This is a genomic window from Pseudarthrobacter sp. NKDBFgelt (assembly GCF_046097905.1).
Lineage (GTDB): Bacteria > Actinomycetota > Actinomycetes > Actinomycetales > Micrococcaceae > Arthrobacter > Arthrobacter polychromogenes.
Genome location: NZ_JBJURL010000041.1, coordinates 1 through 12,557, shown reverse-complemented (window position 1 = coordinate 12,557; position 12,557 = coordinate 1). Strand labels below are relative to the sequence as shown.

Annotated in this window: 13 protein-coding genes; 7 read left to right on the top strand and 6 right to left on the bottom strand. The window is 68.4% G+C overall.

What is annotated here, in order from left to right; translation table 11 throughout:
* Position 1: 1 nt before the first annotated feature.
* The 5 genes from ACKAE7_RS12315 (at position 2) to ACKAE7_RS12295 (ending at position 5,140) form a co-directional block, all read left to right on the top strand.
* On the top strand, positions 2-727 hold the full coding sequence (locus tag ACKAE7_RS12315; RefSeq protein WP_408979332.1) for an ABC transporter ATP-binding protein: 726 nt from the start codon (positions 2-4) through the stop codon (positions 725-727).
* On the top strand, positions 717-1,664 hold the full coding sequence (locus ACKAE7_RS12310; RefSeq protein ID WP_190609467.1) for an ABC transporter permease: 948 nt from the start codon (positions 717-719) through the stop codon (positions 1,662-1,664). The genes ACKAE7_RS12315 and ACKAE7_RS12310 overlap by 11 nt, the downstream gene beginning before the upstream one ends.
* A 101-nt stretch (positions 1,665-1,765) precedes the next feature.
* Positions 1,766-2,212 (top strand): SRPBCC family protein, encoded by a 447-nt coding sequence (locus ACKAE7_RS12305; protein WP_191034776.1) that lies wholly within the window; start codon positions 1,766-1,768, stop codon positions 2,210-2,212.
* A gap of 91 nt (positions 2,213-2,303) precedes the next feature.
* Positions 2,304-3,575: a uroporphyrinogen-III C-methyltransferase gene (cobA, locus tag ACKAE7_RS12300; RefSeq protein WP_408979331.1), complete on the top strand. Its 1,272-nt coding sequence runs from the start codon at positions 2,304-2,306 to the stop codon at positions 3,573-3,575.
* Positions 3,576-3,673: 98 nt separating this feature from the next.
* Positions 3,674-5,140, top strand: a complete 1,467-nt coding sequence (locus ACKAE7_RS12295) for an FAD-dependent oxidoreductase (RefSeq protein WP_191034774.1) — start codon at positions 3,674-3,676, stop codon at positions 5,138-5,140.
* A gap of 101 nt (positions 5,141-5,241) precedes the next feature.
* On the opposite strand, the gene ACKAE7_RS12290 is transcribed toward ACKAE7_RS12295, so the two are convergent.
* The 3 genes from ACKAE7_RS12290 to ACKAE7_RS12280 are packed head-to-tail and all read right to left on the bottom strand — an operon-like array spanning position 5,242 to position 7,617.
* The gene (locus ACKAE7_RS12290; protein ID WP_408979330.1) at positions 5,242-6,465 is read right to left on the bottom strand and encodes an SRPBCC family protein; all 1,224 of its coding nucleotides are present in this window, start codon (positions 6,463-6,465) and stop codon (positions 5,242-5,244) included.
* 30 nt (positions 6,466-6,495) lie between these two features.
* Positions 6,496-7,323 carry a DUF1206 domain-containing protein gene (locus ACKAE7_RS12285; RefSeq protein ID WP_408979329.1) on the bottom strand — a complete coding sequence of 276 codons (828 nt, stop codon included), beginning with the start codon at positions 7,321-7,323 and terminating at the stop codon, positions 6,496-6,498.
* Between the two features lie 3 nt (positions 7,324-7,326).
* Positions 7,327-7,617, bottom strand: coding sequence for a hypothetical protein (locus ACKAE7_RS12280; protein WP_188809519.1), 291 nt, complete (start codon positions 7,615-7,617; stop codon positions 7,327-7,329).
* Positions 7,618-7,770: 153 nt separating this feature from the next.
* Between ACKAE7_RS12280 and ACKAE7_RS12275 the strand changes: the two genes are divergently transcribed.
* A complete protein-coding gene (locus ACKAE7_RS12275) occupies positions 7,771-8,307 on the top strand; it encodes a hypothetical protein (RefSeq protein WP_188809520.1) in 537 nt (178 codons plus the stop codon).
* A 165-nt stretch (positions 8,308-8,472) separates the two neighbouring features.
* Here ACKAE7_RS12275 and ACKAE7_RS12270 read toward each other — a convergent pair whose 3' ends face one another.
* From ACKAE7_RS12270 to ACKAE7_RS12260, 3 genes are all read right to left on the bottom strand, one after another.
* Positions 8,473-9,705, bottom strand: coding sequence for an AI-2E family transporter (locus tag ACKAE7_RS12270; RefSeq protein WP_408979328.1), 1,233 nt, complete (start codon positions 9,703-9,705; stop codon positions 8,473-8,475).
* A gap of 117 nt (positions 9,706-9,822) precedes the next feature.
* Positions 9,823-10,503 (bottom strand): FadR/GntR family transcriptional regulator, encoded by a 681-nt coding sequence (locus tag ACKAE7_RS12265; protein ID WP_408979327.1) that lies wholly within the window; start codon positions 10,501-10,503, stop codon positions 9,823-9,825.
* A gap of 5 nt (positions 10,504-10,508) precedes the next feature.
* Positions 10,509-11,801, bottom strand: coding sequence for a CynX/NimT family MFS transporter (locus ACKAE7_RS12260; protein WP_408979326.1), 1,293 nt, complete (start codon positions 11,799-11,801; stop codon positions 10,509-10,511).
* Between the two features lie 143 nt (positions 11,802-11,944).
* Here ACKAE7_RS12260 and ACKAE7_RS12255 point away from each other — a divergent pair.
* The coding region (locus ACKAE7_RS12255) for a CYTH domain-containing protein (RefSeq protein ID WP_408979325.1) at positions 11,945-12,557 on the top strand (613 nt) is incomplete at its 3' end.

Here is a 12,557-nt window from a genome sequence, read left to right as displayed (position 1 = left end):
CATGCCAGTCGTACTGGAACACCTGGGCAAGCGCTTCGGCGACGGCGCCCCGGTACTGGACGACGTCAACGCCACCATCGGGCAGGGCGAGTTCGTTGCCCTCCTCGGTGCCTCCGGCTGCGGCAAATCCACCCTGCTGAACATCATCGCGGGACTGGAGCCGCCGTCGTCGGGCGCCCTGGAGGTGCCCAGCGACGGTGCCGCCTTTATGTTCCAGGACGCCGCGCTGTTCCCCTGGCTCACCGCCCGGGAGAACATCGAACTGGCCCTGAAACTCCGCGGCGTTGGCAAGGCAGACCGGAAGGCCAAGGCCCAGGAGCTGCTGGAGCTGGTGCACCTTGGCGCGGCAGGAGACAAGCGCCCGCACGAGCTTTCCGGCGGCATGCGGCAGCGCGTGTCCCTGGCGAGGTCACTCGCGCAGGACCGGCAACTGCTCCTGATGGACGAGCCCTTCGCCGCCCTGGACGCCATCACCCGCGACCTGCTGCACGATGAGCTGGAGCGGATCTGGAAGGAAACCAGGCGCACCATCGTCTTTGTGACCCACAACGTCCGCGAAGCCGTCCGGCTGGGCCAGCGCGTGCTGCTGCTGTCCTCCCGCCCCGGCCGCGTGGTCCAGGAATGGGCCGTCACCGAGGAACACCGCACCGACGCCGGACTCGCCGGCCAGCTGACCGGGGTCATCACCGCCCGGCTCCGGGAGGAGATCCGCCGCCATGCCAAGTAACCCAACGCCCCTGGCTGAAGCTTCCGCCGAACCCTCCGAACCCCGGCACATCCACGCCGCACTCACCCGGACCTCCACCGGCAATGAGGACCTGCGGGAACTCGAGTCCGGGCTGGACTCCCTGCAGTCCGACGCCGCCCGCAAGAACCGCATCGACTGGAGCCGCATCCTGCTGCCCATCGCCGCCCTGGTGGTGCTGGTTCTGATCTGGCAGTTCTACGTCTCGCTCGGCCTGAAGCGCCGCGACCAGGTGCCGGGCCCGATGGACGTGCTGGGCCAAATGGGTGTCCTCTGGAGCGAGGGCAAAGTGCAGGAATCCGTATGGACGTCACTGCAGCGCGGGCTGGTTGGCTTCATCATTTCGGTGGCCATCGCCACGCCCGTGGGCCTCCTGCTGGCACAGGTCGCACCGCTGCGCCGGGCGTTCGGGCCGCTGATTTCCGGCCTCCAGGTCCTGCCCTCCGTCGCGTGGGTCCCGGCTGCCATCATCTGGTTCGGCCTCACCGATGCCACCGTGTACTTCGTGGTGTTCATGGGCGCCATCCCGTCCATCATCAACGGCCTGATCTCCGGCGTGGACCAGATCCCGCCGCAGTATCGGCGCGTGGGCACCGTCTTGGGCGCGTCACGCCTGGAGATGGCGCTGCAGATCATCCTCCCCGCCGCCCTGCCCGGCTACCTCGGCGGCCTGAAGCAGGGCTGGGCCTTCTCCTGGCGGTCGCTCATGGCGGCGGAAATCATCGCCGTGGGCGGCACCATCGGCTTCGGCCTGGGCTCCCTGCTGGACCAGGGAAGGCAGCTGTCCGACATGGCCGTGGTGATGTCGGCGATCCTGCTGATCCTCGCCGTCGGCATCCTGATCGAACTGCTGGTCTTTGGGCCCATCGAGAAGCGCCTCCTCCGCAGCCGCGGGCTCCTGGCCGGCAGTACCCGCTAAGCAGCCCCGCCTTACGCACCCCGCAAAGCCCGACGCCGCCTCCCGCCGTCGGGCTTTGCCGTGTCCGCCGCCCCACATGAGCAAGGTGGCAGACTGGCCCCATGACCGCCAGTTTCGTGTGCCGCACCCAGAGCTCCCTTCCGCCGGAGCGGCTGTTCGACCTGGCCCGCAGCGTCGACGCCCACGTGGAGTCCCAGAAGGGCTCTGGGGAGCGGGCGGTGGCCGGGGTGACGTCAGGGCTGATCGGTGCGGGGCAGGAGGTCACCTGGCGGGCACGGCACTTCGGGATTCCGCTCACCATGACCAGCCGCGTCACGCATGTGGACTTCCCCCGCAGCTTCACGGACGAGCAGGTCCGCGGCCCGTTCAGGTCCTTCCGCCACGTCCACGAATTCGAGGCCACGCCCGGCGGCTGCATCATGACGGACCGGGTGGTGTTCACGGCGCCGTTCGGGTTCCTGGGCCGCGCGGCCGGGAAGCTGGTCCTGCGCCCCTACCTGCAACGGCTCATCCGCGACCGGGGGCGGTTCCTGGCGGGCCTGGAGTGACGGCCCGCAGTATGTGACGCAGCGTTACCTTACGTGAACTGGTGTTGCTGCGCCGTTGTTGGCTTATGTGACGCCGCCCTACCGTTGATTCATGGCAATTCAGGATATCTACCCCACGGCGCTGCGCCTCCTTGGCCGCCCCGTGCTGGTGGTGGGCGGCGGCCCCGTTGCGGCCCGCCGCGCCAAGGGGCTGCTGGACGCCGGTGCACGGGTCACCGTCGTGGCTCCCGTTGCCTCTGCCGCGCTCAAGGAACTGGCCGACGCCGGCCTCCTCACCTGGGAGCCGCGCACCTACCTTCCCTCCGACGTCGACGGCGCCTGGTTCGTCCAGACGGCCACTGGCGATTCCGCCGTGGACGCGCAGGTATCGGCCGACGCCGAGGCGCAGCGCATCTGGTGCGTCAACGCCTCAGACCATGAAGCCTCCGCAGCCTGGACTCCCGCTGTTGCCGAAGTGGACGACGTCAAGATCGCCGTGAATGCCGGGGGAGACCCGCGCCGCGCCATGGCCGTCCGCGACGCCGTTGCCACCGCCCTGGAAACAGGCGACCTTCCGCTGCGCCGCCGCCGGGCCCACCGCGGTTCCGTGGCGCTGGTGGGCGGTGGACCCGGGGACACCGGCCTGATCACCGTCCGCGGCCGACGCCTACTTGGCCAGGCCGACGTCGTAGTGGCAGACCGTCTGGGCCCCCGGGAACTCCTCAGCGAACTCGCCCCCGACGTCCGCATCATCGAAGTGGGCAAGACCCCCGGCCACCATCCGGTGCCGCAGGCCGGGATCAACCGCATCCTCGTCGAGGAGGCCCTTAAAGGCCACCGTGTGGTCCGGCTGAAGGGCGGGGATCCCTACGTCCTGGGCCGCGGCGGCGAAGAGGCCGAATACTGCCGCCAGCACGGCGTCGAGGTTGAAGTGGTCTCCGGTGTCACGTCCGCAATCTCCGTCCCGGCGGCCGCGGGAATTCCCGTCACGCACAGGGGCCTCGCCAAGGGCTTCAGCGTGGTGACCGGGCACGAGGAGCTCTCCGAGGTTCCCGCCCGGGCCGACCACACCATCGTCCTGCTGATGGGCGTGGGCCAGCTGCGCGAATCCGCGTCCGCCCTGGGCAAAGCCGGTCTGCCTGCGGGGACGCCAGTTGGTATCGTGGAAAACGGCTATTTGCCGGACCAGCGCGTGACGATTGGCACGCTTGGTTCCATTGCGGACCAGGCGGAAGCCGCCGGCGTCGCAAATCCCGCAGTCATTGTCATCGGCGACGTTGTGCGCGTGAGCCCCTTCGCGCCGTCGCACTTCAAAACCGCTGACTACAGCACCACCGCCCCGAACAAGCCCCGCACCAGCAAGCCCCGAGTCCTCACCACCTAGCCCCCACCCAACTAGGTAGCGCCAAGTGTCGTTATGAGCCCCTAAAACGACACTTAGCGCTACCAGTTGGGACGGACCGAAGAAAAAGGAACACAGCCGTGTCATCAAGCACCACCGTAGGTTCTGCCGAACGTCCGCTGCGCGTCGCCGTCGTGGGCTCCGGCCCGGCAGGCGTCTACGCCGCCGACATCCTCACCAAGAGCGAAGCCGTCAAGAGCGGCGAGCTGACCGTGAGCATCGACCTCTTTGACCGCTACCCGGCACCCTACGGCCTGATCCGCTACGGCGTTGCCCCGGACCACCCCCGCATCAAAGGCATCGTCAACGCCCTGCACAAGGTCCTGGACCGCGGCGACATCCGCTTCTTCGGCAACGTGGACTACGGCACAGACCTCACCATCGAGGACCTCCGCACCCACTACGACGCCGTCATCTTCGCCACCGGCGCCATCAAGGACGCGGACCTGAACATCCCGGGCATCGAGCTGGAAGGCTCCTTCGGCGGCGCGGACTTCGTCTCCTGGTACGACGGCCACCCGGACGTACCCCGCGAATGGCCGCTGGACGCCAAGGAAATCGCCGTGATCGGCAACGGCAACGTGGCCCTGGACGTGGCCCGTGTCCTATCCAAGCACGCCGACGACCTGCTGGTCTCAGAAATCCCGGACAACGTCTACGCCGGCCTGAAGGCTTCGCCCGTCACGGACGTGCACGTGTTCGGCCGCCGCGGCCCCGCCCAGGTGAAGTTCACCCCGCTGGAGCTGCGCGAGCTGTCCCACTCCAAGGACGTGGACATCATCCTGTACCCGGAGGACTTCGAGTTCGACGAGGAATCCGACCGTCAGATCCAGTCCAACAACCAGACCAAGACCATGGTGGGCACGCTCACCAACTGGATCGCCGAGCAGCCCGAGGACCTCTCCGAGCTGAAGGCTTCCCGCCGCCTGCACCTGCACTTCCTGCACAGCCCGGTGGAGATCTATGACGACGCCGAGACCCCGGGCAAGGTGGCCGGCATGCGGTTTGAGCGCACTGAGCTGGATGGCACGGGCAACGCCCGCGGCACCGGCGAGTTCGTGGACTACCCGGTCCAGGCCGTGTACCGCGCCATCGGCTACTTCGGTTCGGCCCTGCCGGAGATCGAGTTCGACCACACCAAGGGAGTCGTCCCGAACGACGGCGGCCGCGTGCTGGACGCCGCCGGCACCCACGTGCCGGGCATCTACGCCACCGGCTGGATCAAGCGCGGCCCCGTGGGCCTCATCGGCCACACCAAGGGCGACGCCCTGGAGACCGTGACGTACCTGCTGGAGGACCGCGAAAACCTTCCCGTGGCGCAGGCACCCCAGGAACAGGCCGTCGTCGAACTCCTCGACGCCCGCGGCGTGCAGTTCACCAGCTGGGAAGGCTGGCTGGCGCTGGATGCCCACGAACTGGCCCTCGGCGCAGCCGCCACCGAGGCCGGCGGCTCGCACGGCGTTGAGGTCAAGCGTGAGCGCATCAAGGTGGTGCCGCGCGAGGACATGGTGGACATCTCCCGCGACGGAGTGGCCGCGCAGGTCTAGGCAGACTCACACCCCCGGGGCCCTGCGTGCCAGTCCTTTGATGGACCGGCACGCAGGGCCCCGGGTGTTTTAACGCCGGGGAGTGCTTTAACCCTGCCGGGCTATTTCCCGGCCCCGCCTGCTGCCATCAGCTCGAGCCGCCGCAGGGTTTCCCGGTTCCGCACAGCGATCAGGGGATCGCGCAGGAACTTGGGCATCAGCTTTCCCGGACCGCGGACGGCGTCCTCGGAGATGGTGACCTGGCATTGCCCGCCACGGTCCTCCAGCGTGATGACGACCTTCGCCTCGCCCATCGGCCAGCCCCGTGCCACCACTTCCAGCCGGCGGCCCGGCTCGACGGCGGTCACCTGGGAGCTGTCGTCGATCACCAGCGGCCAGCCGCCCACGGAGTGGTGGAGGCGTGAGCCCGCTTCCGGCCACCGGTCGTCCACGGCACGGATCCGGGAGGTGCCCACCACCCAGCCGGAGTAGAGCCAGCCGTCGGCGATGACCCTCCAGACATCGGCGGCGGGGGAGTTGAACAGCTGGGACACGGTGGACATGGTGTTCCTTTCTGTAGCGCCGGGTGTGGCTGAGGCAGCGGCGGAATGTACGACGGCGGGAGGTGCCGGCCGCTGCGCTGCCCGGTAGGAGTGTTCCCTCAGGCGGCGGGTCCAGGCGTAGGTCTGGGCTCCCGGCGGCTGGTTCTCGAGGGGATTGAATCGAAGGGGAGTATCCGCCGGTTCCGGTTCTGCCCGCAGGCGGAGTTCGCCGCATTCGCGCCAGGGTCCCGTGGGTTTGGCCCAATAGAGGAGCAGCACCCATTCCCCGGATGTGAGTGGCCCGGCCGGCAGCTCGCTGGTCCGCAGCCCCAGCAGTACCGGTCCTTTGCCGCCCCGGTACGGCATGAGTGTTGTGAAGGTGGCGCTGGCAACGTCCAGTTTCGGCTGGAGCAGGAACCTGCCGGGAAGCCGCCAGCCTGTGGAGGCAAACAGTACGTCGGTGATGACACCGGATGACGGCGTGACGCGGAGGGCCAGGCCCAGGATGTCCGGAAGCTGCTGGGGCAGCCCAACGGATCGGGAGAACCGGGCCCTGACGGAGTCGATGCCGGGCGTATCGAGCCACTCCAGTCCGCTTGTTGCCCCGGAGCTGCCGGCCCTGGTCAGGTGTCCTGCCAGCCCGATGCCCTGCGGGTGGATGGGACGGTCCGGCCGGGCCAGCTTCAGCACCCGGAACATGGCGGCGAAGGCGCGGCCGGCCGCCTCCGTGACGGCGGGGGTTGCGTCTCCCGGTGCGGCACCATGGCCGCCGGGGGTTTGGTCTTTCGCTGCGGAGTGGGTCATGGTTCCTTCGTACCCCGAAACGGGCCGGAACTACATTCGGCCGAACCGTGACCGGATCAGGGCGAAGATTCCGTAGGCGATGAATCCGGCACCAATGGCCACCAGCAGGGTCGGGCCGAACGGGTGGTCCCGCAAAGCCTTGAGGCTGCCGTCCAGCCCGGTGGACTCCTCGGCGTTGTGCTTGGCGGCGGCGATCACGAAGAGCAGTCCGGTGAGGAACAGGGCTACCCCTTTGGCGATGTGGCCGGCAACGCCAAGGATGTCGATCAGCCTGCCGCGCCGGGTGCCGTCAAAGTGGAAGAGCTCCTCCTTGAATCCGCGCCGGACCCCCTTGACCACAAAGTAGATGGCGATGCCGATGATTGTCAGGCCCAGGGCCACGAGTGCCCAGAGCCCCACCGGCGTCGCCATCAACGAGGCGCTGAAATCCCGGGTGCTTTCGCCCGAGTCCCCGCGCATCCCCACGGCGAAGCCCGCGAAGCTGAGCCCCACGCTGGTGTAAGCGATGGCCAGGAAGCCCGAGGAGATGAGCTTGGAGAGCCGCTCCTTCCGCGGCAGCGGGCGTGCGCGGAGGGTTGCCTCGCTCGCCTGCCACAACCCCAGGCCGAAGCATGCCAGCACGCAGGACCACATCACCGCCGGGCCCCATGGGTTCGCGGCCAGCTGCTCGATGGCGCCCGTAGGTTCCGCTTCCCCGGGCTGTCCGAACGCTACGGCGACGGCGATGGCGCCGATGATCACGTGCAGCAGGGCCATGACGGCGAAGCCGGCCCGGGCCAGGACGTCCAGGGCGGGGTGGTTGGAGGCCTGCTCGACGGCGTCGGCGGCCTGGCTGATGGTGGAATCCCCGTCCGACATCCGTCAGCCGTTCATGGGCCCTTCGGCACGCAGCTTGTCAGCACCCGGTCCCTCCACGTGCACGGTGCAGCGGACCACAAGCTTGCCCGGCGCGTTGTCCAGTTCCACGAGGGAGTCGTCGGCACTGAGGACCGTAAACACTTGGGAGTCAGCCACGACGGAAACCCCTCTGGCCTTTGCGGTTTCCCGGGCATTGGCCAGGGCCTCGTCCTGCAGGTTTCCTACGTATGCGTCTTCTTGTTCCCGCGCCGGATCACCAAATGCCCAGCCGAACAGCGTCCCTGTGTTTCCCATGGCCACGATATTACGCGTTCCGCCCGTGGAAGACGGGCTTTCGTAACATTAGTAAGTGTGCTTACCATGGGCGGACCATGACCTTGATGGGACACGGCAAGTGAAGTCCGCAGGCGCGGCATCTTAGGCAGCTCAACGATAGGAATGCACACCATGGCAGGAAATCTTATTGCCCGTTCAGTTCACGATCTCACGGCAGCGGCCTGGTTCGGCGGATCCCTTATGGGAGCCGTCGGCTTGAACGGTGCGGCAGCGGAGGCGAAGGACCCGTCCGAGCGGACGCGGCTCTCCAGCGCCGGCTGGATGAAGTGGGCGCCGTTCCAGACGGCAGCATTTGCCTCGCACCTGGTGGCGGACCTCGCCATCGCCTGGGAGAACAAGGGCCGCATCGCCAAGCAGGAAGGCGTGGCGAGGGACACCGTCATCAAGACCGCGGTCACCGTAGTGGGCGCCGCGGTGACCCTGTACTCCGGCATCCTGGGCAAGAAGGTGGAGAAGCTGGCTGCCGAAGGGGCCGAGGGTGCCACTGAACCCCGGCCGGACGCTTCCGACGAACTGAAGGCCGCCCAGCAGCAGCTGAAGATGCTCCAGTGGGCCATCCCGGCCTTCGCCGGCGCCGTGATAGTCCTTGGCGCCAAGCACGGCGAGATGCAGCGGCCCAAGAACGTGTTCGCGGGCCTCCGCTCCTAACGCCGCAGGGCTGCCCCGCAGCTGAAGCAACAGACGCACGACGACGGTCCGGCACCCAGGTGCCGGACCGTCGTCGTGCTCTGTCCCTGCACTTGAGTTTTTTGTCCAGATATGCAGGCCAAAACGCACTTCAACCCTGCATATCTGGACAAAAACTCCAGGGGGTTAGATGGGTTTGGTGCCGGCCGGCGGGAGGTCCGGGTTCATGTCTTCAAGGTGCGGGTCTTCGGCCGTCCACACCTGGATGATGGCCCAAGTGACGGCCGCCAGCGGCACGGACAGGACCGCGCCGACGATGCCCGCCAGGATGGTGCCGGCCGTCAGGGCCATCAGGATTACCAGGGCGTGGAGCTGGAGCGACTTGCCCATGACTACCGGCTGGAGGAGGTCGCCCTCCAGCTGGTTGACCGCGATCACCACGGCCACCACGATCAGGGCCACCACGGGCCCGTTCGCCACCAGGGCCACGAGGGCGGCGAGGATGCCCGCCACCGTTGCACCCACCAGCGGAATAAAGGCGCCGAGGAAAACGATGATGGCCAGCGGGAAGGCCAGCGGCACCTGCATGATCAGCAGTGCCGTGCCAATGGCAACGGTATCCACCAGGGCCACGATGGCGGTGCCGCGGACGTAGCCGCCCAGGACCTCAAGGGTGCGGCTGCCCACCCGGCGCAGCTTCGCTTCGCGGGCACCGTTGAAGGGGCGCAGGAAGAAGTTCCAGATCTTGGCCCCGTCCTTGAGGAAGAAGAACAGGATGATGACCATGAGGCTGGCGCCCGCAATGAACTCCGTGACCATGGACAGGCCGGTGATGGCGCCGGAGCGCACCTGGCTGCTGGTGGCAAAGTCGATGATCCCCTGCCGTGCCTCGGCAAGCTGCTGCTGATCGATGGGAATCGGGCCCGTCAGCAAGAACCGTTCGAACTCGTCCAGTCCCGACGACGCCTGCTGCGCCAGCTCGGCCCACTGGCTGCGGACCGAGAAGTAGATCACCGTGCCAACGCCTCCCAATACGAGCAAAAGCCCGATGAACGCGATGCCCGTGGCCAGTCCGCCGCGCATTCCCCGGCGGCGGAGCATGTTCACGAACGGGCCGATCGCGGCGGCCAGGATCAGCGCTATCAGGATGGGAATCACCAGGAGCTTGATCTGCATCAAGGCGTAAACGGAGACCACCGCCACGGTGAGGATCAGCAGTATCTGGGCCGAACGGATGCCCACCCTGCCCAGACCGTCGCCCCACAGCTGGGAGGGGGACTTGATGTCCCGCGGGACCCTTGTGGCCGGCCGCTGCGCGTGCGGAGTCCCTGCCAAGTCTGTCCCGGGTGAATCCGTTCCTGCCGGTTGCGCGGGCTCTTTGCCCAACTGGTGGTCGGTCAGGCGTGATGATCGCGCCATGGAAACTCCTCATCGTCAGCGGTGCCTGCAGCGCCGTGATGGGCGGCGCGCAGGACTACCTTCTTCAGATAGTAAGCCTACTGACCGATTAAGCCCTGAAGAAACCCCAAAGCCGCACTATCCGGCCAGCCACTCCGCGCAGGAGTTCAGGTTCCGGTCAACGGTGGCGACGGCGGCGTCCTCGTCCCGCGCTTGGATGGCGTCCGCCAGGAGGTCGTGGCCCTCGTGCGGCCGGCCGTCGAAGCCGGGCCTGCGCTGCTGCTTAAGGAGGTCCTGGTGGAAGGCGCTGCCGAAACTGAGGTACAGCTCGTGCAGCAGGGGATTGCCGGAGGCCTGCGCCACCCGTTCGTGGAACCCCCAGTCCGCCCGCGCCCACGCCTCGTAGTCTCCCCGCGTCCACGCCTGGTCCCGGGCGGCGAGCAGGGCACGCAGGGCCGTGACGTCGTCGGCCGTGGCATGGCGGGCCGCCAGGCGGGCAGCCTGGGTGTCCAGGCCCAGCCGGACTTCAAGGATGTGCTGTTCGGTGTGGTCCTGGTACATGCGCCGGGCGGCGCCGGACAGTTCGCTGGTGGCACGGACATAGGTGCCGTCGCCACGCCGCACCTCCAGCATCCCGCTGTGGGCGAGGGCCTTGATGCCTTCGCGGAGGGTGCCGCGCGAGACCCCCAGGCCGGCCATCAGCTCAGGTTCGGACGGGATGCGCTGGTGCAGGGGCCATTCGCCGGACTGCACCATGGCGCGCAGTTTGGCAGTGACCTCGTCGGCGAGCGGGGGGCGGGCGGAAGGACTCAGTGCCATGGCTGCTACTTCCTTCCCACCGCGTTGGTCATGGCCTTGCCCGTGATCAGGTGCGCCACCACGATCTGGGCCAGCGCCAGGGCAAGGAGGAGCAGGAGGGGAAGGGTCCAGCCGCCGGTGGCACTGTGCAGCAGCCCCATGCCGAACGGCCCCAGGGTGGCCAGCAGGTAGCCCGTGGACTGCGCCAGCGTGGACAGCGCCGTGGTTTCCGCGGTGCTCACCCCGCTGCGGCTGATCATCACCATCACCAGAGGGAAGATGCCCAGGCCAAACCCCAGCAGGGCGGCAGGAACAGCGGCCAGCCCCACCGGCAGGGCCAGCAGCGATGCCAGCCCGGCCACCATGGTGATGCTGACCAGGTAGAACGCAGGCCGCAGCATCCGCGGCCGGGAACCGATGGCGATCAGCACCATGCCCGCCGGGACGGAGACAAGCTGCATCAGCCCGAACATGAGCCCGCTGTCCGCGGCGCTCAGGCCCATGGTGGTCAGCATGTACGGGAACCAGCTCAGCAGGGCGTAGGCGAGCAGGGCCTGGAGCGTGAAGATGGCGGTGAGGAGCAGCCCCTTGCGGGTCCGCAGCAGCGGCCAGGGGGAGATCCGGCGCCCTGTCGCCCGGGGACTGTGCCGGTGCGCATGCAGCGCCACGGGAAGGAAGCCCAGGAGCGCCGCCACGGCGGTGATGCCAATGGCGCCGACGGCGGCCGAGGGCGAGCCGAGTGCCTGCGCCAGCGGTACCACCGCGACGGCGGTGACGGTGGCGCCCGTGGTCATGGTCACCGTGTAGACGGCGGTCATCAGGGACGTCCGGTGGGCAAAGTGTTCCCGGATGAAGGAGGGCATGGCCACGTTGCAGACGGCCAGGCCGGACATGCCCAGCACGCTGCCGGCCACCAGCATGCCGGTGGCGGGAATGCCGCGCAGGAGCAGTCCGCCTGCCAGCATGGCAAGGGCCACCAGGATCGCCTTCTCCACGCCCAGCCGGCCCGTCAGCCAGGACGTCCCTGCCCCGGCAAGCGCGAAGCACAGCGTTGGAATGGACGGGATGATGGCAGCCACCAGCGTGCCGTAGCCCAGCACCGACTGCAGGTCGTGCAGCAGTGCCGACGCTCCAGTGATGCCCGCCCGCAGGTTCAGCCCGATGAGCACCAGCGCAATGACGCCGAACACGACGGCGGACCGGGGCTTGGCGTGGCCCGTTGCCGATGCCGGGGCCGTTGCCGGTGCGGGGACGGGGGCTGCGGCGGCCGGGACAGGGGCCGACGGCGCTTGGGCGGCGGGAGGGTGCGGGGCGGACATCCCTCAAGCCTAAAGGTTAGACGTTTGATGTTTACAGTTCTGTGGCCAAGCTCTCCCGGCTCCGCGGCGGAGGGCAATAGACTGCCAGCGGGAGCCCGGACGCCATGGTCCGGACCCGTGCGCGGATGCGGAAGGGACAGCTTGTGAAGGCTTCGCAGGGACTTGAGATCGAAAAGAAGTACGACGTCGACGACGCCGCCGCCGTGCCCGCGCTGGACAGCCTTCCCGGCGTGGCCAGGGCGGGGGCACCCCATACCGCCGTCCTGGAAGCCGTGTACTTCGACACCGCCCGGCACATCCTCGCGGCCCGGCGGATCACCCTTCGCCGCCGCACGGGCGGAACCGACGCAGGCTGGCACTTGAAGCTGCCGCCGCTGGAATCCGGCGGCACCGCAACAGAACCCCAGCAGCGGCGGGAACTGCATGCCCCGCTGGGACAGCCCGGCGTGGTGCCGGACAGCCTGCTGGTCCACATCCAGGCGTACCTCCGCGGAGCGGCCGTGGCACCGGTGGTCCGGCTCGAGACCCGGCGCACCACCCACGCCCTCTACGGCGAGGACGGCGTGCACCTGGCGGACCTGGCCGATGACCGCGTGACGGCGGAGCGCCTGCACCCGGGACAAGGAGAAGGCGCCGGGCCCGGCGGGCAGCAGCAGTGGCGCGAGTGGGAACTGGAACTTGTCCACGGCGGGCCCGGGCTCTTTGCCCCGGCTGAGGAACTGCTGGTGGAGGCCGGCGCCCGCCCTGCGGGCCACG